The 26,335-nt window shown below is 70.4% G+C and carries 26 protein-coding genes; 8 read left to right on the top strand and 18 right to left on the bottom strand.

Going from position 1 to position 26,335, the window contains the following annotated elements; all coding sequences use genetic code 11:
- Nucleotides 1-2: 2 nt before the first annotated feature.
- Nucleotides 3-902, bottom strand: coding sequence for a hypothetical protein (locus OG943_RS14705; protein WP_328610322.1), 900 nt, complete (start codon nt 900-902; stop codon nt 3-5).
- A 171-nt stretch (nt 903-1,073) separates the two neighbouring features.
- Here OG943_RS14705 and OG943_RS14700 point away from each other — a divergent pair, with 171 nt between their 5' ends.
- From OG943_RS14700 to OG943_RS14690, 3 genes are all read left to right on the top strand, one after another.
- Entirely contained in the window at nt 1,074-1,394 is a 321-nt protein-coding gene (locus OG943_RS14700; RefSeq protein ID WP_328610321.1) for a PadR family transcriptional regulator, read from the top strand.
- On the top strand, nt 1,391-2,023 hold the full coding sequence (locus tag OG943_RS14695) for an HAAS signaling domain-containing protein (RefSeq protein ID WP_328610320.1): 633 nt from the start codon (nt 1,391-1,393) through the stop codon (nt 2,021-2,023). Before OG943_RS14700 ends, OG943_RS14695 begins: the two co-directional genes overlap by 4 nt.
- A 362-nt stretch (nt 2,024-2,385) precedes the next feature.
- Nucleotides 2,386-2,616, top strand: a complete 231-nt coding sequence (locus OG943_RS14690; RefSeq protein ID WP_328610319.1) for a PspC domain-containing protein — start codon at nt 2,386-2,388, stop codon at nt 2,614-2,616.
- A 21-nt stretch (nt 2,617-2,637) separates the two neighbouring features.
- Here OG943_RS14690 and OG943_RS14685 read toward each other — a convergent pair whose 3' ends face one another.
- From OG943_RS14685 to OG943_RS14655, 7 genes are all read right to left on the bottom strand, one after another.
- Complete coding sequence (locus tag OG943_RS14685; protein WP_328610318.1) at nt 2,638-3,522, bottom strand: helix-turn-helix transcriptional regulator; 885 nt, start codon at nt 3,520-3,522, stop codon at nt 2,638-2,640.
- 13 nt (nt 3,523-3,535) lie between these two features.
- A complete protein-coding gene (locus tag OG943_RS14680) occupies nt 3,536-4,183 on the bottom strand; it encodes a TetR/AcrR family transcriptional regulator (RefSeq protein WP_328610317.1) in 648 nt (215 codons plus the stop codon).
- Nucleotides 4,184-4,306: 123 nt separating this feature from the next.
- Nucleotides 4,307-5,557, bottom strand: a complete 1,251-nt coding sequence (locus tag OG943_RS14675) for a carotenoid oxygenase family protein (RefSeq protein ID WP_328610316.1) — start codon at nt 5,555-5,557, stop codon at nt 4,307-4,309.
- Nucleotides 5,554-5,943, bottom strand: a complete 390-nt coding sequence (locus OG943_RS14670; protein WP_328610315.1) for a hypothetical protein — start codon at nt 5,941-5,943, stop codon at nt 5,554-5,556. Before OG943_RS14670 ends, OG943_RS14675 begins: the two co-directional genes overlap by 4 nt.
- Before the next feature lie 119 nt (nt 5,944-6,062).
- Nucleotides 6,063-7,277: an SGNH/GDSL hydrolase family protein gene (locus OG943_RS14665; protein WP_328610314.1), complete on the bottom strand. Its 1,215-nt coding sequence runs from the start codon at nt 7,275-7,277 to the stop codon at nt 6,063-6,065.
- Nucleotides 7,278-7,404: 127 nt separating this feature from the next.
- Nucleotides 7,405-8,640 (bottom strand): hypothetical protein, encoded by a 1,236-nt coding sequence (locus tag OG943_RS14660; protein WP_328610313.1) that lies wholly within the window; start codon nt 8,638-8,640, stop codon nt 7,405-7,407.
- Nucleotides 8,641-8,750: 110 nt separating this feature from the next.
- Entirely contained in the window at nt 8,751-9,425 is a 675-nt protein-coding gene (locus OG943_RS14655) for an alpha/beta hydrolase (protein WP_328610312.1), read from the bottom strand.
- A gap of 197 nt (nt 9,426-9,622) precedes the next feature.
- Here OG943_RS14655 and OG943_RS14650 point away from each other — a divergent pair, with 197 nt between their 5' ends.
- Genes OG943_RS14650 through OG943_RS14635 form a run of 4 tightly spaced genes read left to right on the top strand, consistent with a single transcriptional unit; the run spans nt 9,623 to nt 14,548 of the window.
- Nucleotides 9,623-10,903 carry an MFS transporter gene (locus tag OG943_RS14650; RefSeq protein WP_328610311.1) on the top strand — a complete coding sequence of 427 codons (1,281 nt, stop codon included), beginning with the start codon at nt 9,623-9,625 and terminating at the stop codon, nt 10,901-10,903.
- 29 nt (nt 10,904-10,932) lie between these two features.
- Nucleotides 10,933-11,709 (top strand): SDR family oxidoreductase, encoded by a 777-nt coding sequence (locus OG943_RS14645; protein ID WP_328610310.1) that lies wholly within the window; start codon nt 10,933-10,935, stop codon nt 11,707-11,709.
- 29 nt (nt 11,710-11,738) lie between these two features.
- Nucleotides 11,739-13,184, top strand: a complete 1,446-nt coding sequence (locus tag OG943_RS14640) for an FAD-binding oxidoreductase (RefSeq protein WP_328610309.1) — start codon at nt 11,739-11,741, stop codon at nt 13,182-13,184.
- Complete coding sequence (locus OG943_RS14635) at nt 13,184-14,548, top strand: FGGY-family carbohydrate kinase (protein WP_328610308.1); 1,365 nt, start codon at nt 13,184-13,186, stop codon at nt 14,546-14,548. Before OG943_RS14640 ends, OG943_RS14635 begins: the two co-directional genes overlap by 1 nt.
- Nucleotides 14,549-14,578: 30 nt before the next feature.
- Here the strand turns inward: OG943_RS14635 and OG943_RS14630 are convergent, their stop codons facing one another.
- From OG943_RS14630 to OG943_RS14610, 5 genes are all read right to left on the bottom strand, one after another.
- Entirely contained in the window at nt 14,579-15,133 is a 555-nt protein-coding gene (locus tag OG943_RS14630) for a glycerol-3-phosphate responsive antiterminator (protein ID WP_328610307.1), read from the bottom strand.
- 39 nt (nt 15,134-15,172) lie between these two features.
- Complete coding sequence (locus OG943_RS14625; RefSeq protein ID WP_328610306.1) at nt 15,173-16,018, bottom strand: SDR family NAD(P)-dependent oxidoreductase; 846 nt, start codon at nt 16,016-16,018, stop codon at nt 15,173-15,175.
- Nucleotides 16,015-16,938 (bottom strand): alpha/beta fold hydrolase, encoded by a 924-nt coding sequence (locus tag OG943_RS14620; RefSeq protein WP_328610305.1) that lies wholly within the window; start codon nt 16,936-16,938, stop codon nt 16,015-16,017. The genes OG943_RS14625 and OG943_RS14620 overlap by 4 nt, the downstream gene beginning before the upstream one ends.
- Nucleotides 16,938-18,461, bottom strand: a complete 1,524-nt coding sequence (locus OG943_RS14615; protein WP_328610304.1) for a flavin-containing monooxygenase — start codon at nt 18,459-18,461, stop codon at nt 16,938-16,940. The genes OG943_RS14620 and OG943_RS14615 overlap by 1 nt, the downstream gene beginning before the upstream one ends.
- Nucleotides 18,462-18,704: 243 nt before the next feature.
- Nucleotides 18,705-19,631, bottom strand: coding sequence for a TIGR03619 family F420-dependent LLM class oxidoreductase (locus OG943_RS14610; protein ID WP_328610303.1), 927 nt, complete (start codon nt 19,629-19,631; stop codon nt 18,705-18,707).
- 369 nt (nt 19,632-20,000) lie between these two features.
- Between OG943_RS14610 and OG943_RS14605 the strand changes: the two genes are divergently transcribed.
- Nucleotides 20,001-21,218, top strand: coding sequence for a PucR family transcriptional regulator (locus tag OG943_RS14605; RefSeq protein WP_328610302.1), 1,218 nt, complete (start codon nt 20,001-20,003; stop codon nt 21,216-21,218).
- Between the two features lie 34 nt (nt 21,219-21,252).
- Here OG943_RS14605 and OG943_RS14600 read toward each other — a convergent pair whose 3' ends face one another.
- The 5 genes from OG943_RS14600 to OG943_RS14580 all read right to left on the bottom strand — a co-directional run bounded on the left by OG943_RS14600 (nt 21,253) and on the right by OG943_RS14580 (nt 26,204).
- Nucleotides 21,253-23,028: a hypothetical protein gene (locus OG943_RS14600; protein ID WP_328610301.1), complete on the bottom strand. Its 1,776-nt coding sequence runs from the start codon at nt 23,026-23,028 to the stop codon at nt 21,253-21,255.
- Nucleotides 23,029-23,131: 103 nt separating this feature from the next.
- On the bottom strand, nt 23,132-24,169 hold the full coding sequence (locus tag OG943_RS14595) for a hypothetical protein (RefSeq protein WP_328610300.1): 1,038 nt from the start codon (nt 24,167-24,169) through the stop codon (nt 23,132-23,134).
- Nucleotides 24,166-25,113, bottom strand: a complete 948-nt coding sequence (locus tag OG943_RS14590) for an ABC transporter ATP-binding protein (RefSeq protein WP_328610299.1) — start codon at nt 25,111-25,113, stop codon at nt 24,166-24,168. The genes OG943_RS14595 and OG943_RS14590 overlap by 4 nt, the downstream gene beginning before the upstream one ends.
- Nucleotides 25,110-25,496, bottom strand: a complete 387-nt coding sequence (locus OG943_RS14585) for a GntR family transcriptional regulator (protein WP_328610298.1) — start codon at nt 25,494-25,496, stop codon at nt 25,110-25,112. The genes OG943_RS14590 and OG943_RS14585 overlap by 4 nt, the downstream gene beginning before the upstream one ends.
- 195 nt (nt 25,497-25,691) lie before the next feature.
- The gene (locus OG943_RS14580) at nt 25,692-26,204 is read right to left on the bottom strand and encodes a hypothetical protein (RefSeq protein WP_328610297.1); all 513 of its coding nucleotides are present in this window, start codon (nt 26,202-26,204) and stop codon (nt 25,692-25,694) included.
- Nucleotides 26,205-26,335: the final 131 nt, after the last annotated feature.

The raw sequence follows: 26,335 nt of genomic DNA, 5'->3' as shown, positions 1-26,335 counted from the left end.
GTTCAGTTGTAGGTGATCCCGGGGAAGTCGGCGCGGGCCTGGTTGAACTGGGCGTCCCAGTCGGCGGGCCAGCCGAACGCGGTGGTGGCCAGTGACTTGAGGTTCACCCCGGCCGCGCCGCTCATGAAGTGCACGAACTCGCCCCAGTTCAGGTCGCGGGTGAAGTCCGTGCCGTTGTTCGGGAAGTACTGGCCCAGCAGGGCGAAGTACCGGACCATCACCTGGGCGTGGCCGTGGTCGCGCCACAGCGGGTAGAACCAGTCGCGGAACCAGTGCGTGCCCGCGCGCGGGAAGTCGTCGGCGTGGCTGTCGGCCATCATCCGGTCGTAGAAGTCCTGGGCCTCGGCGTTCATGCCGAGCGCGGTGTAGGCGTCGTAGATGTAGAACTCCATCCACTTGCTGTCACCCCACAGCCCGAACGCGGGGGAGCCGTGCTTGCCCGCGGCGATGGACTCCACGATGTGCCCGGTCTCGTGGGTGGCGACCTCGTACTGCGGGGTCGTCCAGTCGTTCCCGCCGACGTCGCTGACGTTGCGGAAGTCGTGGGAGGCGTCGTAGACGGTCGACGGGTGGCCGCCGGAGTACTTGCCCTCGTGGTGGATCGAGTACAGCCGGTCGGCGGTCATCTTGTTGCCCGAGTTGCCGTACGTGCGCTGGGCGTACTGCCACAGGTTCGTCAGGTAGGGCATCAGCCAGTTCTGGGCGTTCCGGTCGACGTCGTCGTCGAAGTACAGCGCGACGGTGTCGTTGAACGCGACGCGCTGCAGGAGCTGGTTGTGCTCGAACCAGTGTTCCTGCCAGGTCGCCGGCGGGTCGGCCAGAGCCGCCGGGCGCGCCTGGGCGGTGGACGGGATGGTCGCGGCGAGCGCCAGGGCGCACACCAGCATCAGGACTCTGCGCATGATCGCCTCGGGGTGTCCTCGGGGATGGGCATTGGTCCGAACCAAAAGTGAGGATATGGGGTTATTTTCCGACTGTCACTGACAAGACGGGACAGATCGCCCACCGGTGAGCACAGTCTGGCGGCACCAGGTACTATGCGTGGCATGGTAGCTGGCGCGAGCAGGAAGCCGATGACCGAACTGCGGCGCGGCACCATCGCGTTCTGCGTGCTCGCGCTGCTCGACGAGCGGGAGCGGTACGCGGTGGAGCTGGTCGGCGCGCTGACCGACAGCCAGGCGCTGGCGGCCGGGGCGGGGACGATCTACCCGTTGCTGTCCCGGCTGCGCGACGACGACCTGGTCGTCACGACCTGGAAGGAGTCCCCGGCGGGGCCGCCGCGGCGGTACTACCGGCTGACCCCGGCCGGGCGCCGATCCCTGGAAACCTTCCGCGGCGAATGGGCGCAGTTCCGCGACGCGGTCGACCTGCTTTTGACGAAGGGAGCGTCATGAATGCCGAACCGACCACCACGAGCCTGGTGAGGAGCGAGCCGTTGTCCACCACCGATGCGCTGATCACCGACTACCTGGACCGGTTGCGCCGGGCCGGCGCCGGACTGCCCGCCGCCACCCGCGCCGAGCTGCTCGACGACATCGCCGCACACCTGGCCGAGCTGGTCGGGCCGGGCGCGGACGAAGCCCGGGCCCGCCAGGTCCTCGACGAACTGGGCACACCCGAGGAGATCGCCGCCGCCGCTGCCGCCGAATCCGGCGCTCCGGCCGGTGCCTCGGCCGGCGGTCCGGCTGGCGGTCCGGCCCGCGCCGGCGGCGGTGAGCTGGCCTACGACGTGGGCACGGTGCTGGTGCTGCTGCTCGCCGGGTTCGTGGTCCCGGTGCTGGGCTGGATCGCCGGAGTGGTGATGCTGTGGAACGGGCCGCGCTGGAGCACGGGCGAAAAATGGGCGGGCACGCTGATCTGGCCCGCCGCGATCGTGGTGACCGGAATGGTGCTGGGGCTCGCCCACGCGCTGGCGGGCGGGGTGGGCCCGGTGGTACTGCTGCTCGGCGCGATCGTCGTGCTGGCTGGTTTGGTCGCGGGGTTCGCGGTTTTGCTGCGTGCGGCGGCGCGGCGGCGGGCCTGACTGGTCTGGTTGCGGGGTTCACGATTCTGCGGCGTGCCGCGGTCTGGCGGCGGCCGTGACTGGTCGGGTCGCGGGTTCGCTGTCTTACTGCGCGCCGCGGCTCTGCCTGGTCTGGTTGCAGGGTTCACGATCCTGCGGCGTGCCGCGGCCCGGTGGCGGCCCCTACCGGTCAGGCCGCGGGTTCGCGACCCTGCTGTGTGCGGCGGCCCGGCGGCGGGCTTGACCGGTCCGGTCGCGGAGTTCACCGTCCTGCTGCGCGCCGCCTGCCCTGACCGGCCCGCGGGCCACCCCATGGCCTTCGGGCCACCGAACATCGAGTCGCCGGGCCGTCGAGTGCGGTCCGGCCTGAGAGAGGATTTCCCATGACCCAGCCGGAAAACCCGCCCCCGGCCGTCCCCGCGCGGCCCAAGCTCACCCGGTCCCGCGACCACTTCGTCTTCGGCGGGGTGTGCGGCGGGCTGGCCGAATTCTACGGCTGGACCCCGTACGTGGTGCGGCTGGCGTTCGTGCTTTCGTGCATCATCCCCGGCCCGCAGTTCCTGCTCTACATCCTGCTGTGGTTCATCATCCCCAACGCGCCCAAGCGCCGCTGACGTGCCGTCGAGCGCGTGCCGTCAAGCGGTGACGAGCCGCGCCGGTGAGCGCGGGTACTCCAAGTCCCTGGCCTCGGCCCAGTCGCCGAGCCGCCGGAGCGCCCGGGCCGCGGAGGTGCCGGGCCGCGGGGTGCAGGTGAACAGGGTGACGCCGTCGTCGCAGATGACTTCCAGCGGTTCGAAGCTGAGCGCGATCGCGCCGACTTCGGGGTGCTGCAGCACTTTGGTCCCGCGGCCGGGCTGACGGACGTCCTGGCGGGACCATCGGGTGCGGAACTCCTCGCTGAGCAAAGAGAACTCGTCGACCAGCGCACTCAGCCCGGGATCGCCGGGATCCTGCGCGGTCGCGAGGTGCAGGGCGGAGACGGCCTCGTTCGCCATCTCGTCCCAGTCGCCGTAGAAGGTGCGGGACCGGTGGTCCAGGAAGATGAACCGTGCCGAGTTCACCGGGCCGTCGGCGTGGGAGAAAGCCGGGAAGAACAGTGCGCGGGCCAGGGCGTTGGCGCCGATGACGTCGAGATGACGGGTGCGCACGAAGGCCGGCGCGGTGGTGATGGAGTCGAGGACGGACTGCAGTTCCGGGCCGACGGTGCGCACTCGCGGCCGCGGCGGGCGGGCCGCCGGGCCGGCCGCCGCCCGCATCAGCGCGAACAGGTGTGAACGCTCGGTCTTGTCCAGCTGGAGTGCGCGGGCCAGCGCGTTGAGGACACTGTCGGAGACCCCGCCGACCTGGCCCCGTTCCAGCCGCTTGTAATAGGGCACGCTCACCCCCGCCAGCACGGCGACCTCCTCGCGCCGCAACCCCGGGACCCGCCGCGCGCCGTAAGTCGGCAGACCGGCTTCCGCCGGGCTGATGCGGGCCCGCCGGGCGGTGAGGAAATCCTTGAGCTCGGACCGAATATCCATCTGGGTTCCCGGGTCAGGGTCGGGGGGTGATGCCGGAGAAGAGCCAGCGGGAAGCCTCGCCGTAGAGCGATTCCGGCACCAGGTCCGGGTCCGTGCGACGGAGCTGCACCAGGCCCTGGAACAACGCCACCAGCACGGTCGCCAGCTCTTCGAACGGGACGTCGCCGCCCTGGCCCCGCTTCTCGGCGCGGGCGGTGAGGACGGCGGCCAGCGCGTCCCGGTTGGTGCGGAACTGCCCGGCGAGGTGCTGCTGGAATTCGGGCCGGCGGATGGCGTACAGCCAGAATTCCGCCTGCAGCAGGGCGAAGTCGTCGTCGTTGTCCGCGACGTCGACCACCAGCCGGGACATCGCGGACCGGGTCTCGTCCAGGCTGCTGTCCACATCGGACACGATCTCGGCGGCCTCGGCGAGCCGGCTGTGGGTCCGGCCGGCGAGGAGTTCGACGAACACTTCCTCTTTGCCGGAGAAGTGCGCATACAGGGCGCCGGTGGTGAAGCCGGCCCGCTCGGCGATGTCGTCGACCGAAGCTCCGGCGAAACCCTTGCGCGCGAAGACGTACGCGGCGGCCTCCAGGAGGAGCACCCGGGTGCGTGCCTTCGTCTCGGCCCGGGTCAGGCGGCGGGGCTGTGTCCCCTCAGTGCCGGGCTCTTCGGTACTCACATAGTCGAGACTATTCGGATAGTGGCGACTATGTCAACTGGCCGGGTGCGCGAAAGCGGGGCCGGCTGCCTTCGAGGCAGCGGGCCCCGCCTCCGCGCAGCAGTGCAGTGCAGTGCAGTGCGGCTACGAGTCGGCGATCCAGTTGCCGTGAAAGCCCTCGGGCACGCGTACGGGCAGCGCGACCGTCGCGACCGGGGCGGCGGACGGGGCGGTCGCGTCCAGGATCACCAGGTCGGAGGCGTCGCGGGTGCGGTCGTAGACGTAGGTGATCAGCCACTGCGGGGACGCGAACACCGCCTCGCCGGGGGTCCGGTCCGGCCCGAACGCGTGCTCCGCCGCCGAGCCGGTGTGCAGGTCGTACCGGATCAGCGAGGTGCCCGAGGTGACGTGCCCGTATCGGGCGTCGAGCCCCGCGAGCCGGTCGTCGATCCGCGGGAACTCGCAGTCCCGGTCGTCCAGCTGCTCCTCGTGGACGGCGCCGGTGCGGGTGTCGATCCGCCACCGCCACAACGTGCCCGGGACGCCCTCGTGGCCCTCCCACCACAGATGCCCGTACCGCACGGCGTACAGCACCACCTCGTCACCGGCCTCGTGCGCGTTGAGCGTGTGGAAGACGTAACACGGGTCGATCGGGAACCAGTGGACCGTCCCTTGTGGATCGTTGCGCCGCAGCAGCCCGATCCGGGCCGGGTAGTCCGGGTCCCAGCTGTACGGCATCCCCGCGCTGCCCGGCACGAACACGAGCGGCAGGTCCAGGAACACGACATGCCGGCTGGTGAGGGCGAAGTCGTGCATCATGGTCGGCCCGGACACCTCGACCGGGCGGCTCAGCCGCAGCACGCCGTGGGCGTCCGCGCGGTGGTAGGTCAGATACGGCTGTTCGCGCGCGTATCCGAAGAAATGCAGCTCCCCGGTTTCCGGGCAGATCTTGGGATGCGCGGTCATCGGGGTGGTGAGCTTGCCGTCGAAATCGTGGGGGCCGACGGTTTCCAGGTCGGTGGTGACCTCGTAGGGTAGTGCCGTTTCGACGAGGGCGAGCGTTTTCCCCGCGTGGTTGACGATATGGGTGTTGGCCGTGGAATCACGCAGATCCCGGTTCCCGCCGGGGCCGGGCGGCAGGGGCGCGTCGAAACTGCCGGTCCGGACCCAGCGGTTGCGGTACCACTCGGCCCGCCCGTTCTCGAGCCGGACGCCGTGCAGCATGCCGTCGCCGAGGAACCAGTGCCGGGTCTCCGTGCGCGGGTTCGGGCCGTTGCGCAGGTACCAGCCGGTCAGCTCGGGCGGGATGGCGCCGGTGACCGGCAGGTCGAACGCGATCAGCTCGTCGGCGACCGGTGCGTAGTTGTCCTTGAGGTGGTACGTGGTCCCGGTCATCGCGGCTGGCCTTCGTAGGAGCGGCGGGGCGCGTTGATGGTGAAGAAGAACCGGTGGAACAGGCTCCCGACGAGGATCACGGCGAGGCCCAGCCCGATGGAGACCACCAGCGCCGGGTCGCTGACGGCGTGCGAGGTCCGGAGCACTTCTTCGACCCCCGCGGCGATCAGGACCAGCGTCGCCTTCGACGCGATCAGCGGGACCAGGTGAATGGTCACGGGCTTGCTCTTGAGCCGGGCCTTGACCAGGGTCATCACGATGGCGAAAACCACGATCGTGCGCAGGGCCTCCTCCCAGGCCGGCCTGCTCTTGTTGAGATACCAGAATCCGCCGATCACCAGTCCGCCGATCAGATAGCGGCCTATTTTCAGCACGGGATTGTTCATTCTTCTTCCCCTCCGGAGTGGGTGATACCGAATTCCGGTCAAAGTGGAACACGCATCGGCCGGGGGCTGGGAGTCCTTGTCAGAGGGACCTTGGCAGGGTCTCCATCGACCAGCGGAAACTAACCGAGAGCGCCCAGCGGCACCGCGTTGGCCATCGCCTGATAGCCGTCGTCGCCGGGGTGCAGGTGATCGCCGGAGTCGTACCGGCCGAGCAGGCGGTGCGGGTCCGCGGGATCCCGCAGGGCCGCGTCGAAGTCGGCCACGCCGTCGAACGTCCCGCTGTCGCGGATCCAGGCGTTGACGCTCGCCCGTATTCCCTCGGTGGCGGGCGAATACGTGTGGAAGCCTTCGAACGGTGTGATCGTGCCACCGATGATCCGCAACCCGGCCGCGTGCGCGCGGTCGACGATCTTCTGGTCGGCCTGGATCAGCTGGCCGGCGGCCTTCACCGTGCTGTCGATGTCGTTGATGCCTTCGAGGTAGATCACCGTGCCGGCGTTCGGTTGCGCCAGGACGTCGCGCTGGAGGCGGGCTTCGGCGCTGACCCCCGAGCCGTTGGCGGTCACCCGGTTGCCCGCGATGCCCTCGTTGGCGATGCCGAATCGGCCGCACGGCCCCAGCCGGCCGGCCAGGTAGTCCGGCCAGCGGTGGTTGGCGTCCACTGTGGAGTGATATCCGTCGGTGATCGAATCGCCGAGGGCGACGACGGTGCGCGCCGGCCGGCTCGGCTGCACGGTGACGGCGTCGAGCCAGAACCAGCGGTCGATCTGGTGGGTGTAGGGCGCCGCGGAGGTGTCGGCGCCGGCGTCTCCGTCGGCGTACCACCCGTGCTGCTCGGTTTTGAGGTGCCCGGTGACGTCGCCGGTGTCGCCGTCCACGTGGATGCTCACCGACAGGTTTTCGCCGGGCCGGACGGTCAGGTCCACCGGGTCGCTGACGACCTCGGCCCCGGCCGCGACCGTGGTCGTCTCCGCCCCGGTGAAGCGCACGCGCTGGTTCGAACCCGCGACCAGGCCGGCCCCGTCCGACTGCGCGCCGACCCACACCGAGCCGAACTTCACCGCGGTGGTGCCGAAGGCGTTCGACAGTCGCAATCGGACGGACGTGCCGCCGATCGACGTGTGCACGACGTCGCGGATCGTCTTGTCCTGGTAGGGGCCGCTGAGCCGGGCGGGCGCCGCGGTCCAGGAGTCGACCGGCCCGGCCGGCGCCGCCGTCCCGCAGGCGTCCGCGGACGGGACCGGCGGCGGGCCGGTCGAGCACGCGGACAGGACCCCGGTGGCGGCGAGCAGGATCGCCGCCGTGCGACGTGCGGCGGAGTGCCGTCGCCTCATACTGTGCCGTTCGTCGCTGATCCGACGGCAGCCACGGCGGAAACGGGTTGCTCCGAGCAGATCGGCTGCAGCCCGTGTCCGCCTGCTTTCGGTCGGATTAGCACCTGGTTCTCCTTCTCCGGCGGCCTCAGGAAGCCGCGCTGATCGTAATCCAGTTCGCCAGATCGGCCTCGGAGGTGTGCGCCACTGTCGCGTGGGGAGGGATGTGCACCGACACCGGCGCGAAGTACGGCCGGCGCGAAGACGGTGGGTAGTGCCCGGTCTTCGGGTCCACCTTCGCTTCCGCCGGCAGGTATCCCGCGAACGTCAGGTACCAGTGGTCGCTGTCCTGGACCACCGCCGGCACGCCCGGCGCGACCACCGTCTTGGCGATGTAGTTCGGCCACTTCGATTCCTGCGTCTGCAGGAGGTACCGGACTTCGGGCCGGCCCGGATCACCCCAGACCCCGGTGGGGTCGGGCATGGTGATCTTCCGGTAGCCGGCCCCGGCGGCGGGCAGGAACGTGTCCGACCAGGCGAGCCCGATCTTGTAGGACGGATCGTCGTAGGCGCCGGTGGAGTACGCCATCACGTACTTGCCGTCGACCTTGGTGATGTTCCCGGTTTCGATCAGCTTGAACGTATTGGGCTGGTTCAGCCCGAAGAACAGCTCGGACGGGAAGTCGCCGGGGGCCAGCAGCACGGCCGGCTTGCCCGGGCCGGGAATGGCGGCCGTGGTCATGGCCTGCGCGACGATCCCGTCTCGCGCGGGCTTGTCGGTGAGCCGCTCGCTGTAGACGAGGTACAGCTTTCCGGCGTCCTCGAAGTACTTCCCGTCGTAGTTCGCCTTGGTGGGCTTGGTGAAATCGCCGGCCACCAGGGCGTCGGCGACCCAGTCCGTGGGCACCGCGGTGGCCGCGGGCGCGCCGGCGGGACGGGCGTGCACGACGGCGGTCCACGCCTTCGCGCCGGGAAAGCGGGGGTTGGACACGTAATAGGTCACGGCCATCTGCCAGGCGCCCGAATCGTCCTGGAAGATGTTGTTGTTGATCCGGGCTTTCAGGGTGGAGCCGGCCAGCTGGGCGGTGAGGGCCGGCCCGGCGGCCACCGTCATCGGGGTGGCTTTGAAACAGCCCGCCGTCGGGGTTCCCCCGCAGCTCAGCAGTTCGCTGGTGGTCCCGGAGAACGTCTGCGGCACCGTGCCCGGCTTGGCGATGTGAAGGGGATACGGATCGGAGTAGTAGCCCTGGCGCGGCTGCGCGGTCACCTGGGTCATCGGCTGGATGAGCTGCGCCGGGCCGGCCGGAGCCGATTCGGTCGGGGTGGGGGAACAGGCGGTGATCAGGCTGAGGCCGGCGGCGGTGGTCAGCGCGAGAATTCGCATGAAGGTCTCGTTTCGTGAGGGCGCGTCGTGAGAAAGCCGCACGATTTCGAGTCCGATGCTAAAGGCGGGAACGACGACGTGGGGGACCCTGTCAAGGTCCCCCGATCGTCTCATCCCAGGCAGCCGCCGATGATGCCGGCGACGCGGTCCGGGGCGCTGAGATACGGCGAGTGCCCGGTGTCGACGGTCACGGTTTCGGTGCAGCGGCTGGAGAATTCCGTGACCAGGGCCGGTGGCCAGGTGCGGTCGTGGCGCGTCGCGACATAAAGCGACGGGGTGTGTTTCCACTCGGCGGCGGTCGGGCTCAGCTGGAAGTTGAGCGGGGTGTCGGGCCGCAGCAGCTCGACCGCGCGCGCCGCCGCGTCAGGTGCGCAATCGGCATAAAAGAGGCTCGCCGCCGCGGCGGGGTCGATCCACGCTTGTGACCCGTCCTCGGAAAAACGCAGTGCCCGCGCGAATTCCGAGTCGCCGGAGGGATCCTCGGCGAGCCATCCGGCGGCCGTCTCGTCGACGTCGAGCACCCACCCGGACAGGAAGACGAGCCGCCGGGCCCCGTGCAGGGAACCGGCGACCGCGCCGCCGAACGAGTGCCCCACGACCACCGGCGGCGACGCGGCCTGGTCGACGATGTCCTGGACGAGCCTGATGCTCTCCGGCAACGGCAGCATGCCGATGTCCGGCACGCTCACCCTGCCGGCGACCTGCGTGAGACGGCTGACCAGCGGTTCGTAATGGGCGGGCCGGTGGTACGAGCCGTGGATCAGCACGACCGGAGTGTCCGGCATGGATCCTGCTTTCCGTGGGGGGACCGCGCTTGACAGCCGGGGGAGAGCTGTGGTTACGTTGCTGTCGCCACAACTGAATACCTCAGTTACTAGAGACCTCAGAGAACAGTAACCCCATTCGTCGTAGGGGATCACTGTTCTCTTTTTTTATGCCCGGATTCCCCCAGAGCGTTATCCCCACAGTGAGGTGGTCGAAAGTGAGCGGTGCGCGGAGGCGGCTGAGTTATCTGCTGCTGTGCACGTCCGGCGGGGTGATCTTCCAGGTCGCCTACATCCGGTTCGTCTTCCTGGAACCGACGTACCACGCCCTCGGCCTCACGGCGCAGGAATACGGCGACATCATGTCGGTGTTCGGCGCCGTGGCCGCGGTCATGTACTTCGCCGGCGGCTGGTTCGCCGATCGCTTCGCCCCGCGCACGCTGGTCGTGGCCGCGCTGGCCATCACCGGCGTCGCCGATCTTTCGCTCACGGTTTCGCCCGGTTATGCGACGGTGCTGCTGGCGCACATCGCCATGGCGTTCGCGGGCATGGCGCTGTACTGGCCCGCACTGGTCAAGGCGATCGGCTCGTTCGGCCCCACCGAGCAGCAGGGCCGGCTTTTCGGCTTCCTGGAAGCGATCCGCGGCGTCACCTCGACGGTGATCAGCGGCGTGGGCGCGCTGCTGGTCGGCACCCTGCTGGCGCCGACGGCCGGCGTGCTCACGCTCATCGCGATCTACGGCGGCCTCTGCCTCGGGCTGGCCGGGCTGATCTGGTTCGCGCTGCGGGGCCAGGCCGGCGAGGCCCCGGCCGGTGAGCGCTCGGCGCTGTCGGTACGCCAGCTGCTCGCGGCCGCGCGGAACAAGTACACCTGGCTGCTCGGCGGCTCGATCATGCTGATGTACTGCTTCTACACCACGCTCGGCTACTTCTCCCCGTTGCTGCAGCACAACTTCGGCGTCACCGCCGGGCTGATCGGGGTGCTCGGCGTGGTGCGCAGTTACGTCTTCCAGTTCGTCGCCGGACCGCTCGGCGGGTTCGGCGTGGACAAGGTGACGCACTCGACGCCGCGTTTCCTGCGGCTCGCCTTCGTCGGCGCGACGCTGTGCGTGGCGGTGCTGCTGTTCCTGCCGGGCGCGCCCGCGCTGCAGTGGGCCGCGCTGACGCTGATGTTCGTGCTGTCGCTCATGGTCTTCGCCAGCCGCGGGGTCTACTGGGCGAGCATCACCGAGGCGCGCATCCCGGCCGGCCAGCGCGGCGGCGTGATCGGCCTGGCCTCGGGGCTCGCTTACCTGCCCGACGCGTTCCTGCCCGGCCTCGTCGCCTGGTGGATCGGGGACCCGTCCACGAACACCGCCCCGCACGGCGGCTACGGCGCGCTCTTCGGCGTCCTCACCGCCGCCGGCCTGATCGGGATCGCGCTGACCTCGCTGACGCTATGGGTGCAGCGCCGTGAACCGGCTGCCGAGCCGCAACCACGGACCCCCGCACTCGCCTGAAGACCCGTACCTGAAGAAAGGCCCTTCCGTTGGAAATCCAGGACTTCTCCCTCGACCTGTTCTCGCTGCGCGGCCGAAACGCGATCGTGACCGGCGGCAACACCGGGCTGGGGCGCGCGTTCACCGTGGCGCTGGCCAAGGCCGGTGCGAACGTGTTCGCGCCGACGGTGGTCGACGACGGCGGCGAGACCGGGCGCCTGGTCGCCGCGGCGGGTTCCCAGCTGGAGACGATGAAGGCCGACCTCACCGAGCCGGGCGCGCCCGCCCGCGTCGTCGAGTCCTGTGTGGACGCGTTCGGCTCGGTCGACATCCTGGTCAACTCCGCCGGTATCGCCAACCTGGCGCCCGTGGCGGAGTTCGGCCGGGAGCAGTGGGACCCGATGGTCGCGCTGAACCTGACCGCTCCGTTCGAACTCGGCTGGCACGTGGGGCGGCACATGGCGGAGCAGGGACACGGCAAGATCGTCAACATCGCGTCGCTGTTCTCCTTCCTCGGCGGGCAGATGTCCCCGGCGTACGCGGCGACCAAACACGGCATCGTCGGCTTCACCAAGGCGTACTGCGACGAGCTGGGCGCGAGCAACGTCCAGTGCAACGCCATCGCACCCGGCTACTTCGCCACCGCGATCACCGAGCAGACCCGCGCGGACCAGGCGGCCAATCAGCGCGTCCTCGACCACATCCCGGCCGGCCGCTGGGGCGAGCTGGGCGACCTCATGGGCGCGGTGGTGTTCCTGGCGAGCCGGGCCTCGGACTACGTCAACGGGCACGTCCTCACCGTCGACGGCGGCTACCTCACCCGATGAACCGAACCACGAACGGAGCACAGAAAACCATGGACACGACCGCCATCATCGACCGGCTGCGCGAGATCGCCGGCCCCGAGCGCGTGGACACCGACGAGCGGCTGCTGCGCGAGGCGAGCGTCGACCGGTTCAAGAAGTACACCGCCGTCCACGACATCTACGACGGCCCGTTCCCGCTCGCCATCGTGCGCGCGGGCAGCACCGGCCAGGTCGCCGCCGTGCTGGCCTTCGCGAACGAGCACGGCGTCAACATCGTCCCGCGCACCGGCCGCACCGGCACCGAGGGCGGGCTCGAGACCAGCTTCGAGCGCACCGTAGTGCTCGACGGGTCCGAAATGGACGAAATCGTGCAGGTCGACCCGGTCGACATGCAGGTCACCGCGCAGTGCGGCGTCCCGCTGCAGGTGCTGGAGGACCGCGTGCGCGAGCTCGGGCTCACCACCGGCCACTCGCCCCAGTCCAAGCCGCTGGCCCAGATGGGCGGCCTGGTCGCCACGCGCTCGATCGGCCAGTTCTCCACGCTCTACGGCGGGATCGAGGACATGGTGGTCGGCCTGGAGGCGGTCTTCCCGGACGGCACGGTCAGCCGCGTGAAGAACGTGCCGCGCCGCGCGGCCGGGCCGGACATCCGCCACGTCGTGATCGGCAACGAGGGCGCGCTGTGCTTCGTCACCGAGGTCACGGTGAAGCTGTTCAAGTACCAGCCGGAGAACAACCGGTTCCACGGCTACCTGGTCGACGACGTGCGGACCGGCATCGAGATCCTGCGCGAGGTCGTGACCGAGGGCTATCACCCGTCGGTCGCGCGGGTCTACTCCGAGCAGGACGCCGCGCAGCACTTCTCCCACTTCGCGAACGGCAAGTGCGTGGCCGTTTTCCTTGCCGAGGGGCCCGCCCCGCTCGCCGACGCGACGAGCACGGCGATCGAGCAGATCGTGGGGCGGTACCAGCACGAGCGGGTGGATCCGGAGCTGATCCGCGCGTGGTTCGACAACCTCAACTGGGGCCCGGACAAGATCCGGGCCGAGCAGGAGGCCATGCTCGCCGAGCACCGGCTGGGCTACACCACCGAGGTGTCGGCGAACTGGTCGGTGGTCGGCGACGTCTACGACGCGGTGATCTCCCGGATCACCAAGGAGTACCCGCACTTCGAGGACCTCACGATGCTGGGCGGGCACTCCTCGCACAGCTACCAGACCGGCACCAACATGTACTTCGTCTACGACTACCGGATCAACTGCGAGCCGCGCGAGGAGATCACGAAGTACCACATCCCGCTGAACGCGATCATCGTCGAGGAGACGCTGGCCCGCGGCGGCTCGATGGTCCACCACCACGGCATCGGCAAGTACCGCGCGCCGTGGACCGAGCAGGAGCACGGCAGCGCGTACCCGGTGCTGCGCAGGCTCAAGGAGGCCTACGACCCGAACGGGATCATGAACCCGGGCACCATCTTCCCCGCCGGGGACCGGTGATGACGGGTTACCTCCTCGGGATCGACAACGGCTCGCAGAGCACCAAGGTCACCGTCTTCGACGAGCACGGCAAGGTGCACGCCCGGGCCCGCGTTCCGTTGCGGCCCAACGACACGCCGCGCCCAGGCGTCGTCGAGCACCCGGACGACGACCTGTGGGACTCGATCGGCGCGGCCACCCGCGCGGCGCTGGACGCGTTCGACGGGCGGCCCGGGGAAATCCTCGGCGTGGGCCTGTGCACGATCCGGTTCTGCCGCGCGATGCTGCGCGCCGACGGCACGCTCGCCCAGCCCGTGCTGAGCTGGATGGACGAGCGCGTGTCGCGGCCGTACGAGCACACGAACCCGGACGTCCGCTACGTCACCACGTCTTCGGGCTACATCACCGCGCGGATGACGGGGCAGTTCCGTGACACCGCGGCGAACTACCAGGGCGTGTGGCCGATCGACACGGACAGCTGGGAGTGGGTGGCCGAGCCGGACGTCCCGCGCGGAATGCTGTTCGAGCTGGTGCAGCCGGGAGACCGGCTCGGCACCGTGACGGCGGAGGCGGCGGCGCACACCGGGCTGCCGGCGGGGCTGCCGGTGTTCGCCACCGCCAACGACAAGGCGGTCGAGGCGCTGGGCAGCGGGCTCGCCGACGACCGCACCCTGCTGCTGTCGCTCGGCACCTACATCGCCGGCATGACCACCGGTGCGCGCAACGTCCGTGACGCCAAGGCGTTCTGGACGAACTTCGCCTGCCGCCCGCACGAGTACCTGTATGAGAGCGAAGGCATCCGGCGTGGCATGTGGACGGTCAGCTGGCTGCGCGACCTGCTGGGCGAAGAGAAGTGGCTGAACGCGGGAGCGGCAACCGTGCCCGCCGGTTCCGACGGCCTCATCGCGGTCCTCGACTGGCTCGCGCCCGTCGAGGCGCCGTTTCGCCGCGGCGCGTTCCTCGGGTTCGACGGGCGGCAGGGACCGTTCCACCTCTACCGGGCCGTGCTGGAGGCGATCGCGCTTACCTTGCAGGGCAACGGGAACGCCATGGCGGCGGAGCTGGGCACGGAGTTCTCGCGGGTCCTGGTCTCCGGCGGCGGCGCCGGGTCGGACGTGCTGATGCAGATCGTCGCCGACGCGTTCGACCGGCCCGCGCGGCGTGCGCAGGGCGGGGCGGAGCTGGGCGCGGCGATCTGCGCGGGCGTCGGACTCGGCCTGTTCGGCGGCTTCGACGAGGCGGTGGCGGCGCTGGTGTCACCGGGCGCGGAGTTCGTGCCGGACCCGGTGACCCACGAGCGCTACCGCCGGCTGGGCGAGGTGTACCGGGAGCTGCCCGGCCACACCGACCCGCTGTTCACCTGGCTGGCGTCGAAGGGGGAATGAGGCGGCCGTTTTGGGGGCACCGTCGGGGCGCTACATCGACCAGACGTCCACATTGGACGAAGCGATCGCGGTCGCGCCCGCGCCGAGCGCGGCCAGGACGTCGTCCTTGTCGCACACCAGGCCGCCCGCGATGATCGGCACCTCGGTGTCGGCGCGCAGCCAGGTGATCACGCGGGGCACGCACCCGGGCAGGATCTCGATGTAGTCGGGCCGGGAGATGGCCAGCTGCTTGCCGAGGTTGTGGTAGGAGAACGAGTCGACGAGGAAGAAGCGGTGCACCGCGAGCAGCCCGCGCGCCTTCGCGGCCTTCACGATGGCGGCCTTGCTGCTCAGCACGCCGTCGGCCTGCGTCCGCTCGGCCACGAAGTCCACGGCGATGTCGCGGCTGACCAGCCCTTCGATCAGGTCCACGTTCACCAGCACGGTTTTCCCGGCGGCCCGCAGCCGCTCGAGCAGCCCGGGCAGCGTCAGGATCGACCCGAAGAGCAGGAACACCACCGGTGCTTCCACTTCGGTGACCGCGCGCAGCCCGGCCTCGTCCTTGACGCTCGCGACGACCGGGTGGTCCAGCAGGAGTTCGTGCACCACCCCACTATGACATTTACAAACGATGACATCTACAAGCTAAGACGCCATCGTCCGCCGCTCGAACCGGACGGCGACCTTGGGGTACAGGCGGGGGAACAGCCGGACGAGCAGGTCCACGACCTTGGCGTCGGTGCCGACCAGGATGCGCGGCCGGCCCGCTTCCACGCCGTCGAGCACGATGCGCGCGGCCTGTTCGGCGGGCATCTTCAGCAGCTTCTCGTTGTAGACGCGCGCCCGCGCCTCCGCGCGCGGCGTCAGGGTGCCCAGCTTTCGCGCCCGGTCGAGCCCGGCGCTCGCGATGTTGGTCTTGACCCCGCCGGGGTGGACCACGCTGACCTGGACCGGCTGGCGGGCCAGCAGCATCTCGCCGCGCAGGCTTTCGGTGAAGCCGCGGACGCCGAACTTGGCGGCGCAGTAGTCGCTGAGCGAGGGCTGCGCCATGATCCCGTTGAGGCTGGAGACATTCACCACGTGCCCGTCGCCGGAAGCGATGAGGTGCGGCAGGAAGGCCTTCGTGCCGTGGATGACGCCGAAGAGGTTGATCCCGAGGACGCGTTCGTAGTCGTCCCAGTCGTTGTCGAGCACCCCGCCGCGGCCGCCGCTGACCCCGGCGTTGTTGTAGATCTGGTGCACCACACCGAAATGCTCCGCGACGGTCGCGGCGTAGGCCTCGACGGCCGCGCGGTCGCTGACGTCGAGGTGCCCCGCGTGGACTTCGGCACCGAGGGCTTTGACGCGGTCGGCGGTCTCGGTGAGGCCGAGGTCGTCGACGTCGGAGACGGCGAGGCGCGCGCCCCTTCGCGCCAATTCGAACGCCAGCTGCCGGCCGATGCCGGAACCGGCGCCGGTCACGACGGCGACCTTGCCGCGCACACTGCTCATCGGGTGCCTCCTGGACGGGTCGCCGGCGCGTCGGCGGTGCGCGCCAGATCGGTGGTGAGGTCCACCAGGCGGTCGAGCACACCCGGCGCGAGATGGTGGCCCATCCCGGGGATCTCGACGTGGCGGGCGCCGGGGATGGCCTGGGCGGTGGCCCGGCCGCCACTGGGGTGGACCATGCGGTCGGCGTCGCCGTGCACGACGAGGGCCGGGACGGTGATGCGGCGCAGCTCCGCGGTGCGGTCACCGGAGGACTGGATGGCGCTGATCTGGCGCGGCACCCCGTCGCGGGCTCCGCCGCTGCGGTCCCACAGGGCCGTGGCCCAGGCCCGTTCCAGGGCGCTGTCCGGCGGGAACGTCTTCGAGCCGATGTGCGAGAGCAGCGCCAGGTGCCGCGCGGCCGATTCCTCGGCGGTCCGGGCCGGGCGCCGGGCCAGGCGCAGGACCGTCGACCGGGCGGGCTGGCCGACCCGCGGGTGCCCGGTGGTGGAGAAGATCGAGGTGAGCGTGGCGACGCGGGCGGGGTGCCGGGCCGCGACGGTCTGGGCGATCATCCCGCCCATCGACATCCCGGCCAGGTGGGCGCGCTCGACGCCGAGGTGGTCGAGCAGCCCGATCGTGTCGGCCGCCAGGTCACCGAGGTCGTAGGCGTCGGGCCGCGGCCGGGCGAACAGCTGCCGCAGCCGTCCCGGGGCCGGGGTGCCGATCCGGCTCGACCGGCCGGCGTCGCGGTTGTCGAAGCGGATCACCCGGAAGCCGTGGCCGGTGAACCCGTCGACCATCCGTTGCGGCCACGAGGTGAGGTCGAGGCCCAGCCCGGCGATCAGCAGCAGCGGCGGCCCGTCCTCGGGACCCTCGACGCGATAGCAGATGCGGGGTCCGGCTGGGAGATCGGCGAATCGGTCGTCGGTGCCGGCGGGCATCAGCCGGTCACCGTTTCCGCCGGGTGTGCGACGGGCGTGGGCAGCGCCGCGCGGGAGAAGTGCAGCTCGGGGTCGAGCACGCTGCCCTTGCGCAGCAGCTTGATGTCGGAGTGGTAGTTCATCGAGGTCAGCCACGGCAGCCGGTCGCCTTGGCGGGGCAGCTGGTCCACGACGCGCTGGACGTAGCCGGCGCCGAAGTTCAGGAACGGCCGGGTCGGCATGGCCGGATCGGCGGGCTCGGGGCGGCACACGGTGTGGCCGTGCGCGTCCATGTGCGCGAGCAGCCGGCAGAAGTGCTCACAGAGCAGGCCGACCTTCAACGTCCAGGACGAGGTGGTGTAGCCGATGGAGAAGGCCAGGTTCGGCACGCCCGAGAGCATCATTCCCTTGTAGGTCACGGTATCGGCCAAGCGCACCTCGGCGCCGTCGACGGTCAGCGGGATGCCGCCGAAGGGTTGCAGGTTCAGCCCGGTGGCGGTCACGATGACGTCCGCCTCGAGTTCGCGGCCGGATTCCAGCAGCAGGCCCTTCTCGGTGAAGGTGGCGATCCGGTCGGTCACGATTTCGGCTTCGCCGGTGCGGATGGACTGGAACAGGTCGCCGTCCGGGACCAGGCACAGCCGCTGGTCCCACGGGTCGTACGGCGGGTTGAAGTGCTCGTCGACCGGATAGCCCGCGGGCAGCTGCTTGGTGGTGATCCAGCGGATCAGCCGCCGCGCGGCCTTCGGGAACTTCCGGCTGAACCGCCAGATCGCCCGTTGCCGGAAGGCGCCCAGCCGGCGGGCCATGGCGTGCCCGCGCTCGTCCCCGAAGACCTTCTTGAGCCGGCGGGCGGTGGCGTCGCTCTTCGAGATCGGCAGGATGTAGCTCGGGGTCCGCTGCAGCATGGTGACGTGGCCGGCGGTCGCCGCCATCGCCGGCACGAGGGTGACGGCGGTGGCGCCGCTGCCGATGACCACGACGCGCTTGCCCGCGTAGTCGAGGTCCTCGGGCCACTGCTGCGGGTGGACGATCGTCCCGGCGAAGCGCTCCCGGCCCTCGAAGCGCGGGGTGAACCCCTCGTCGTAGCGGTAGTACCCGCCGGCGCTGAACAGCCAGTCGCAGGTGAGCGTCGTGCGTTCGCCGGTGTCCGTGCGCTCGATGTCGACCGTCCACCGCGCCTGCTCCGAGGACCAGGCCGCGCCCACAACCTTGTGGTGGAGCCGGATCCGGCGGTCGAGGTCGTGCTCGGCGGTGGTCTCCCGCAGGTAGGCGAGGATCTTGTGGGCGTCGGCGATCGAGTCCTCGTCCCGCCACGGCTTGAACTCGTAGCCGAACGTGTAGAGGTCGGAGTCCGACCGGATTCCGGGGTAGCGGAACAGGTCCCAGGTCCCGCCGGTCGCCCCGCGCGCTTCGAGCAGCGCGAACGAGCGGTGCGGATGATCCCGCTGCAGGTAGTACGCCGCGCCGATGCCGGAGATCCCGGCGCCGACGATCAGGACGTCGAGGTGCTCGACAGCGGGCGGCGCGGAGGCAGAGGACATCGGCGGCAACTCCCAACAGTGATGGTCGACGCTTCTATCGTGCGGTGCGGATCGCTCGTGGCCAAGGGCAATCTGCACCGGAATGGAGGTGATGTGGTGCATAGTGCTCTGTGCCAGACGTTTTTGCCCTGAAGGCCACCATGAGGGCATGCAGGTCCCTGAAGGTGGCCTTCAGGGCACGCGGCTGGGACCCGCGACGGCCGGTTGAAGCCGCGAGGAGGCCGAAGGGCGTCGAGCGGTGACTCAGTGGGTGCCGGGGGCGAGTTCGCGCAGGATCTCCTCGGCTCGCTCGGCGGCCGCGGCCGGGTCGGCCGTGGGGTTGCCGATCAGCGGGTCCCAGTTCAGGTCGTAGAACAGTTCGGTGACGCCCTGCTCGCCGAGCCAGGCCGCGTCCTGGCGGATCTGCTCGTAGCTGCCGGTGAGGCGCTGGCGGGTGCCGTCCGGGGTGAGGCCGTCCGGTTCGCCGGCCCGGACCACGCCCCGGCAGACGAACCGCAGCCCGGCCGGGTCCTTGCCGGCTTCGGCGGCGGCTTCGCGGACGGTCTCGATCTGCGCGCCGATCCGGGTGAGGTCCGTCCCGCTGCTGCTGAGCCAGCCGTCGGCGATCCGGCCGGCCCTGGCCACCGCCGCCGGCACGATTCCGCCGAGGAGCACGGGCGGACCGGGCCGCTGCACCGGTTTGGGCATCATCCGGCTCGGCGGCACGGTGTAGAACTCACCCGCGAACTCGCTGACCTCGTCCGCCCAGAGGGTGTGCAGCACCCGCAAGTACTCCTCGGTGCGCGCGGCGCGCCGGGCGGTCGAGGCGCCGGTCGCGGTGAACTCGGCGCTCGACCAGCCGACGCCGAGGCCGAGGTCCAGCCGTCCGCCGGAGAGGATGTCCAGGGTCGCGGCCTGTTTGGCGAGGTAGGCCGGCGACACGAACGGCAGATTCAGCACCGCGACGCCGAGCCGGATCCGCGAGGTGCGCGCCGCGGCGAAGCTCAACGCGACCAGCGGGTCGAGCACGCTCTGATACACCGGCGCGAGTTCCTGGTCAGCGCCGACGAGCAGACGCTGAAACGTCCACAACGACGCGTAGCCCAGTTCCTCCGCCTGCTCGGCGAAGCGGGCCAGATTGTCCGCGGTGGCCCACGCGCCGGAAGCCGGGGCGCCGAATCCGATCTGCATGCCGCCAGCCTACGACCGACCGACCCGGCGACCGACCAGTCCGGTGGGCGAGCGGTCCGGTGGCCGACCGATCCGGTGGGCGACCGACCGATCCGACGACTGACCGATCCGGCGACCGACCGACCGACCGGCTCGGCGGACCGGACCGGCGACTGACCGATGTGGCAAACCGGACCACTCGACCCCGGCACCAGTCGCCGATCGTGAGATCCGGCAGCGGGCGCAGACAAAGGGACACCGGCGGAAGCCCGCCACGACGACGATCAGCCTCACCATCGAGGATCAGCCTCCCCATCCAGCCGGCGACCAAGAGCGCTGTGCACCGAATCGACCACCCCATGGTGCACAGTGCACCGCTATGCTCACCCCATGTCGTGGGATCCGCCGTCGCCCCGGGTGCAGGAGTTGATCCGCCGGGGGGCCGAGATCGCCCTCCAACCGCCGCAGGAGTGGCTTGACGAGCTGGACCAGGCCACGCTCTCCAGTGCGGCGATGCAGCCGATCGCCAGTGACCCGGTGCTTGCGGCCGGGACGCGGCGGACCAACCGGTCCAACCTGGTGTTCTGGGCCGCCGCCAACCTCCGCGCTCCGGGTGTGCCGGTCCGTGCGAATGACGGCGAGGCGCCGCTGGGCGTGGCCCGGGACCTCGTCCGGCGCGGGCTCGACGAATCCTCGCTTGACGCCTACCGGATCGGCCAGGGTGTCGCGGAGCGGTTCTGGACCCAGATCGCCTGCTCGCTCACCACGGATACCGAGGAGCTGCGCGTCCTGCTCGACGTTTCCCTCCGCTCCATCGCCGCCTTCGTCGACGCCACCGTCGCCGCGATCTCCGCCCGGATGCGGGCCGAACGGGGCGAGCTGACCCGCGGGACCCACGCCGAGCGCCGCGAGATCGTGGCCCTGCTGCTGGACGGCGCGCCGATCACCCGCGTGCGCGCCGAGACACGGCTGGGGCACGCCTTGGAACGGACGCACACCGCCGCGGTCATCTGGACCGATGATCCCGACGCCGACCTTCGCCAGCTCGACCGCGCCGCCGACGCCCTGGCCGCGGCGGCGGGCGAAGTGCGCCCGTTGAGCGTGCTCGCGAGTGCCGCGACCCGCTGGGTGTGGGTGCACGGCCGTCCGGACACCGGCGACGTGCGGGCCGCGCTGGATCAGCTGCCGGCCGTGCGCATCGCCCTCGGCCCGGCCGCGCCCGGGGTCGACGGCTTCCGCCGCAGCCACCTCGACGCCCTCACCACCCAGCAGATGCTGGCGCGGCTGACCTCCGTCCAGCGGCTGGCGTCGCACGACGAGGTCGAGCTGGTCGCGCTCATCACCAGCGCGCCGGACCGCGCCGACCGCTTCGTCAAGCGGACTCTGGGCGGTCTCGAAGGCGCGCCGTCGGAGATCACCGAGGCGGTGCGCACCTTCCTCGCCGAGCAGGGCAACAGTTCGAAGGCCGCCGCCCGCCTGTTCACCCACCGCAACACCCTGCTCCGGCGGCTCAACCGGGCGGACCGGCTGCTGCCCCGCCCGCTCGCCGAGCATCCGCTCGAAGTCGGTGTCGCCCTTGAGGTCCTCCGCTGGCGGGGGGACGGCTGACGGGGAGCGTTGGGCCGGGGGAGGCGTTCCTGGCTTACGGTCGTCCGCAGAAAGTGCGCTCGGCTTCGAACGGGTCCGGGGGGATGGTGACCTGGGTCCGGTGCCAGGCGCCGGTCAGGTTGTCCCAGAACCGCTTGAACGACAGGGGTTCCCGGGTCGAGCGCTGGATTTCGGCGAGGTCCCCGCAGCTGAGCGCGTGCCGGGCCGCGGCCACCTGCTGCGGGGTGACGTCGTCGCGGATCATGAAGTTGCCCGAGGGATCCAGCGGTGCGGCCGGATCGGCGTAGCCGGCGAGCAGCCAGGCGTTGCCGAGCGGCTTCGAGTGGCCCGGCTTGACCGTGGGGAAGCTGAACCGGGCCCCGATCGGGTTAGCCAGTCCCCAGAAGTCGACGACTCCGACGTCGGTGGGGGCGAGCATCCCGACCGTGCCGAGGTAGACCCCGACGATCATCACCTTCCCCGGCACGTCCGCGCGCAACGGCGTGGTGATGACGTTGTTGAGGCCCGGGGCCGTTCCCTGGTAGATCAGTGACCGCTGCCCCGAACCCACCTCGGCCGTCACGGCGTCCTTCAGGCCGTGGAGCCGCGGAATGTAGTCCGAGGAGTCCGCCGGATGCGCGTTGCCGGTCCACCCGGTGTAGTAGGCGCGCTCGTCGTCGACGCCGGGCGCGGACCCGCCCACCCCGGGGTACCGGACGAAGCCCGCGAAGACGGCCGCCCACACCACCACGACCAGAGCCGCCGCACCCGCGCGCTTCGACCGGGGGACGACGAGGATCGGCAGCAGGATCAGGAAAAGGGCCGGCAACGCCATGCGCGCGTGCATGTAGTCCCCGCCGACCTTCACCACGTACACCAGGTGCAGCAAGCCGGCCGTGACCGGGGCGAGCGTCACCACCAGGTCGGTCCGCCGGCCGCGCAGGCGGCGCAGCAGGGGGACGGACACGGCGATGACCAGCGCCAGCGGCAGCACCAGCAGAGTGGGGCCGGCGAAATCCGCGAGGTAGGCAAAGCCGCGTCCCCACATCGACGCGTCGGCGTTCTTCGTGAGCGCGGGCATCGGAACGACGATGCCGTAGAAGCCCATGCGGAAGATCTCATAGGCGATCGGCAACCCGGCCGCGGCACCGGCGGCGCCCAGGGTCAGGCGCCAGCCGGGCCGGACGGTCAGCCATAAAGCGGCGAGGAACACCGCGGCGACGAGCGCCAGGTCCGGCCGGACCAGCGGGCCGAGGCCGATCGTGAACGCGGCGGCCAGGATCGCCTTCGCCGAGCCCCCCGAACGCAGGCGGACGAGCAGCCACCAGCAGGCCGCCATCCAGAACGTAGTGAGCCCGGTTTCCAGCCCGGAGGTCGCGTATTCCCAGACGGGCCGCGACCCCAGCAGCACCAGGACACCGCAGGGCACCAGCACCGCGGTGCGCCGGGGGTCGTGGAGCCGCCACGTGGCGTCGACCGCGAGGGCGAACCCGCCCGCGGTGAGCAGCAGGCCGAGCACCCACGAGATCGTCGAGGTGTCCGGCTGCCCGAAGAGGAACCCGGCCAGCACGAGCAGCCACTGCCAGAGCGCGCTGGTCGACGACTCCGCCCGCTCGCCGGCGTTGAACACGGGGCCGTTCCCGGCGAGGATCTGCTCGACGGCCCGGGTGAAGATCAAGCCGTCGTCGCAGACCCAGCGGGTCAGGTAGCCGAAGAGCCCGATGAGCAACGCCGCGCCCACGACGACGACCAGATTCCAGCGGACTCTCGCCGGCTCCGGACCACGAAGGGGAACATTGGCGCGCCGGGCTACGGGTACAAGGGTATCCATGGAGGAATTCTTTCCTGTGCATTACGCGGCCAATTACGGCGCCAAAATGGCAGCATTGTCCGCAAGTCGAAAGTGAATCTATTCGGGTCCGGCGCGGAGCCGGTCAGATCGTGGCGACGGCTTTCCTCATGCGCCGCCAGGTCACGGTGAACAGTGCCGCGGCGAGTGCGAGGTAAACGGCGGTTTCGGTGAGACGTAAAGCGGCGAGCCGATCGATCGGCTGGTAGTCGAAGAACCGTTGGACGATCCCGTGATCGAGAAAACATCGATCCTCGACGCCCTGCAGGTCCGTGGCGTTGGGTGCGGTGGCCGCGCTGAAACACGCATTGCTGATGGGGGAGTCGTAGGAGACGGCATTTCCCGCTCGGTCGAGCAGGCCTGGGCTGTGGAACAACGTGTCGTTGAAGGAAACCCGGGGCAGCCCGGTACGAGTGCCGGTCACCGGCCACACTTCGCGAAGAGGGGTGAAGAAGGGGAATGGCCGGGCGAACTGCCCGATCAGCAGTCGCGTCGCGGCGAACACCAGCGTGGTGAGGCCCAGTGCGATCTGGGTGCGGCGGGTGAGTGCGCCGAGAGCCAGGCCGAGCGCGAAACCGAACACGGCGTATCCGAGCTGAACCGTCGGCGAGAATTCGAACCCGAGCCGGTCGTCGATCAGGCTCCCACGCCACCCGCTGGCGTTGATCCGTTCCCACAGCAGCGAGGCCGCCGTCCCCGCCAGCGCGCTGGACAGGGCGATGACCCCGCCGAAGAAAAGGACCCTGATACCCAGCCAGCGGCGAAGGGGCACGTCCTGGGTCCAGGCCCACAGGTAGGTGCGCTGTTCGAATTCACGAGCGACGACCGGCGCTCCCCAGAATGCCGGGAGCAGCCCGGAAAACGCCGCGAGCGCGCCGAACAGCAATCGGGCCTGGCTGTTTATCCCGTCAATCCACTGGCCGGTGATGTTGCCATTGCAGGGCCGGCCGGGAACGCAGGTGGGGGGATCCCCCGCCTGCGCGTAGAGCCACAGGCTCCACGCGACGAGCACCGCCGCCAGTGCCGCGGTGGTGAGGATCAGCAGGCGGCGTTGCCGCCAGGCCACCCAGACCAGGTCCCGCAACCGGGCGCCGGACCGGACGCGCTGCACGGTGGTGGTCATGCCGAAGCCTCCTGACCACTGGTGGTGGTGCTGTTGTTCAGGTGGGCGAGCACGAAGTCCGCCAGGGTCACCTCGCGCCGGATCCAGGGCGGGCTCGCCGGGGGAGGCGGCTGGCCGGGCGTGCCGCGGACCAGGAAGGTGGACTGGCCCTCGGTGTGCCGGGCCTGGAGCACCTCCCCGGCGACGGGCGGGGCGTCCGCGCGCGGGCCGACGTAGAACCGGTGGCTCTCGAGGATGTCGTCGATCGCGCCCTCGACGAGCAGCGCGCCCCGGCCCAGCACCAGGAGGTGATCGGCCACCCCGCCGATTTCGGCGACCACGTGCGTGGACAGCAGCACGGTGATCCCGGTGTCGGCGGCCTCGGCCAGCAGCTCGCGCATGACTCCGTCGCGGGCCAGCGGATCGAGGTCGGCCAGCGGCTCGTCCAGCAGCAGGACCGACGGGCAGGCACCGAGCGCGAGCGCGAACGACACCTGCGCCTGCTGGCCCCCGGAAAGCCGCCCGCACGGCCGGTCCAGCGGGATTTCGAACCGCTGCAGCCAGCGCAGTGCGCGCTGGGAGTCCCAGACCCGGTTGGACCGGGCGGCGATCTGCAGCATCGCCGCCGCGTCCAGGTGCCGGTACAGCGGCTTGTCCTGGGCGACGTACTGCATCCGGCAGCCCTCCTCGCCAGTGGCCGCGACGGCCGGCGCGCCACCCACCAGCGCCACCCCCTCGGCCGGGGCCAGCAACCCGGCCAGCGCACCGAGCAAAGTGGACTTGCCGGCCCCGTTGAGGCCGACCAGCGCGGCCACCCGGCCGGCCGGGATCTGGAAGGTGCAGTCCCGCAACGCCCAGTTCGTCTCGCGGCGCCACGGCCGCCGGTAGCGGACGCCGAGCCCGCGGACGTCGACCGCGAGGCCGTCGTCGTCGCCCGGCGGCCGCATCTCTGTGCCGGTGGTCATCGGTTGCCTGCCTTCCGTGCAAGCGCCGCGCTGAGCAGGGCCTGCATGTCTTCGTCGTCCAGTCCGGCCGCTTGCGCGATCCGCACCCAGTCCTCGAGCTGCCGCTGCAGCTCGGTCAGCGCGCCCGCGTCCGCGGAGCCGACCGAGCTCTTCACGAAGGTGCCCGAGCCCTGGCGGATCTCCAGGACCCCGGCGAGCTCGAGCTCGCGGTAGGCCTTGAGCACGGTGTTCTGGTTCACCCCGCTGCTCGTCACGACCTCCCGCACAGTCGGCACGCGATCGCCGGGCTTGAGCCACCCGAGCCGCACCGCGTCCCGGATCTGCACGACGAGCTGCCGGTACGGCGGCATGCCGGCACTGCGGTCCACCCGGAACTCGACCATGTCACCTTCTTCAAAGTGCTAGAGAACTAGTACACTAGAGGTGTGTACCAGGCGGGGGCAAGCCGGGGGTGCGGATGACGCTCCGGGTGGGCTGCGCCCGGCATGACGCAGGACCGCCAGGCGCCGATGCGCCTGGCGGTCCGGTTCTACGGAAACGTCGCCGGGAAGGTGTGGTCATTCGCCGGGCCGGGTTGTCTAGAAGCTGCAGTTCTCCGAATACCACCCGAACCATCGGTCACTGTTGTATTTGTTGCACCACGAGGCATTGTTCGCGTCCGTCACCCCGACGGTCCACCAGCCGTTGAAGTAGTCGGTGACCGAGATTCCGCGGATTCCCCACCCGGAGCCCAGTTGCAGCCACGGGCTCCAGACATTGCCGCTGCCCGGGACCTTGCGGGTCCAGTAGACCCACGCCGCTCCCGGAGGCGAGGACGGGCCGAGGGTTCCCAGCAGGACAGTCACTTCCCGGCCGTCCGGCGGAAGGAGGTTGACGATGGTGGTGCCGGGCTTGCAGTACCCGGTTTGCGGAGGACGGGGGACGGCCTGTCCCTTGCATGGCTCCGTGCTGAAGTCCAGGATCGTCGCCCCCGTGGCCGGGGCCGCCCCGGCAGCAGGGCGAGCCGATGCCGTGGTGACCGGCACCAGCAGTGCCGAGATCGCCATCAATCCCAATAGCAGGAATCTGTATCTGTTTCGAACGGCCTTCATGATTCGCTCCCTTGTGATCCACGGCGGGCCGGTCGGCTACCGCCACGGAGGTCGACACGTGTGATGCCCGTAGTGAGCCGGGACCCGGTGTAGTGCTTCCGGGTTGTTCTGTGTCGATGGCTGGCTCCGGA

The organism is Amycolatopsis sp. NBC_00345 (assembly GCF_036116635.1).
Classification (GTDB): Bacteria; Actinomycetota; Actinomycetes; order Mycobacteriales; family Pseudonocardiaceae; genus Amycolatopsis.
The sequence above is the reverse complement of the archived record's forward strand: the minus strand, read 5'-3'. Positions and strand labels throughout refer to the sequence as shown.

Excerpts from the sequence above, each read along its gene's own strand:
- OG943_RS14640 (WP_328610309.1), top strand. The coding sequence starts at position 11,739 with ATGGACACGACCGCCATCATCGACCGGCTGCGCGAGATCGCCGGCCCC.
- OG943_RS14585 (WP_328610298.1), bottom strand. The coding sequence starts at position 25,496 with ATGGTCGAGTTCCGGGTGGACCGCAGTGCCGGCATGCCGCCGTACCGG.
- OG943_RS14595 (WP_328610300.1), bottom strand. The coding sequence starts at position 24,169 with ATGACCACCACCGTGCAGCGCGTCCGGTCCGGCGCCCGGTTGCGGGAC.
- OG943_RS14580 (WP_328610297.1), bottom strand. The coding sequence starts at position 26,204 with ATGAAGGCCGTTCGAAACAGATACAGATTCCTGCTATTGGGATTGATG.
- OG943_RS14660 (WP_328610313.1), bottom strand. The coding sequence starts at position 8,640 with ATGCGAATTCTCGCGCTGACCACCGCCGCCGGCCTCAGCCTGATCACC.
- OG943_RS14600 (WP_328610301.1), bottom strand. The coding sequence starts at position 23,028 with ATGGATACCCTTGTACCCGTAGCCCGGCGCGCCAATGTTCCCCTTCGT.
- OG943_RS14635 (WP_328610308.1), top strand. The coding sequence starts at position 13,184 with ATGACGGGTTACCTCCTCGGGATCGACAACGGCTCGCAGAGCACCAAG.
- OG943_RS14665 (WP_328610314.1), bottom strand. The coding sequence starts at position 7,277 with ATGAGGCGACGGCACTCCGCCGCACGTCGCACGGCGGCGATCCTGCTC.
- OG943_RS14705 (WP_328610322.1), bottom strand. The coding sequence starts at position 902 with ATGCGCAGAGTCCTGATGCTGGTGTGCGCCCTGGCGCTCGCCGCGACC.
- OG943_RS14700 (WP_328610321.1), top strand. The coding sequence starts at position 1,074 with ATGACCGAACTGCGGCGCGGCACCATCGCGTTCTGCGTGCTCGCGCTG.
- OG943_RS14675 (WP_328610316.1), bottom strand. The coding sequence starts at position 5,557 with ATGACCGGGACCACGTACCACCTCAAGGACAACTACGCACCGGTCGCC.
- OG943_RS14605 (WP_328610302.1), top strand. The coding sequence starts at position 20,001 with ATGTCGTGGGATCCGCCGTCGCCCCGGGTGCAGGAGTTGATCCGCCGG.
- OG943_RS14615 (WP_328610304.1), bottom strand. The coding sequence starts at position 18,461 with ATGTCCTCTGCCTCCGCGCCGCCCGCTGTCGAGCACCTCGACGTCCTG.
- OG943_RS14610 (WP_328610303.1), bottom strand. The coding sequence starts at position 19,631 with ATGCAGATCGGATTCGGCGCCCCGGCTTCCGGCGCGTGGGCCACCGCG.
- OG943_RS14685 (WP_328610318.1), bottom strand. The coding sequence starts at position 3,522 with ATGGATATTCGGTCCGAGCTCAAGGATTTCCTCACCGCCCGGCGGGCC.
- OG943_RS14690 (WP_328610319.1), top strand. The coding sequence starts at position 2,386 with ATGACCCAGCCGGAAAACCCGCCCCCGGCCGTCCCCGCGCGGCCCAAG.
- OG943_RS14655 (WP_328610312.1), bottom strand. The coding sequence starts at position 9,425 with ATGCCGGACACTCCGGTCGTGCTGATCCACGGCTCGTACCACCGGCCC.
- OG943_RS14620 (WP_328610305.1), bottom strand. The coding sequence starts at position 16,938 with ATGCCCGCCGGCACCGACGACCGATTCGCCGATCTCCCAGCCGGACCC.
- OG943_RS14695 (WP_328610320.1), top strand. The coding sequence starts at position 1,391 with ATGAATGCCGAACCGACCACCACGAGCCTGGTGAGGAGCGAGCCGTTG.
- OG943_RS14670 (WP_328610315.1), bottom strand. The coding sequence starts at position 5,943 with ATGAACAATCCCGTGCTGAAAATAGGCCGCTATCTGATCGGCGGACTG.
- OG943_RS14590 (WP_328610299.1), bottom strand. The coding sequence starts at position 25,113 with ATGACCACCGGCACAGAGATGCGGCCGCCGGGCGACGACGACGGCCTC.
- OG943_RS14625 (WP_328610306.1), bottom strand. The coding sequence starts at position 16,018 with ATGAGCAGTGTGCGCGGCAAGGTCGCCGTCGTGACCGGCGCCGGTTCC.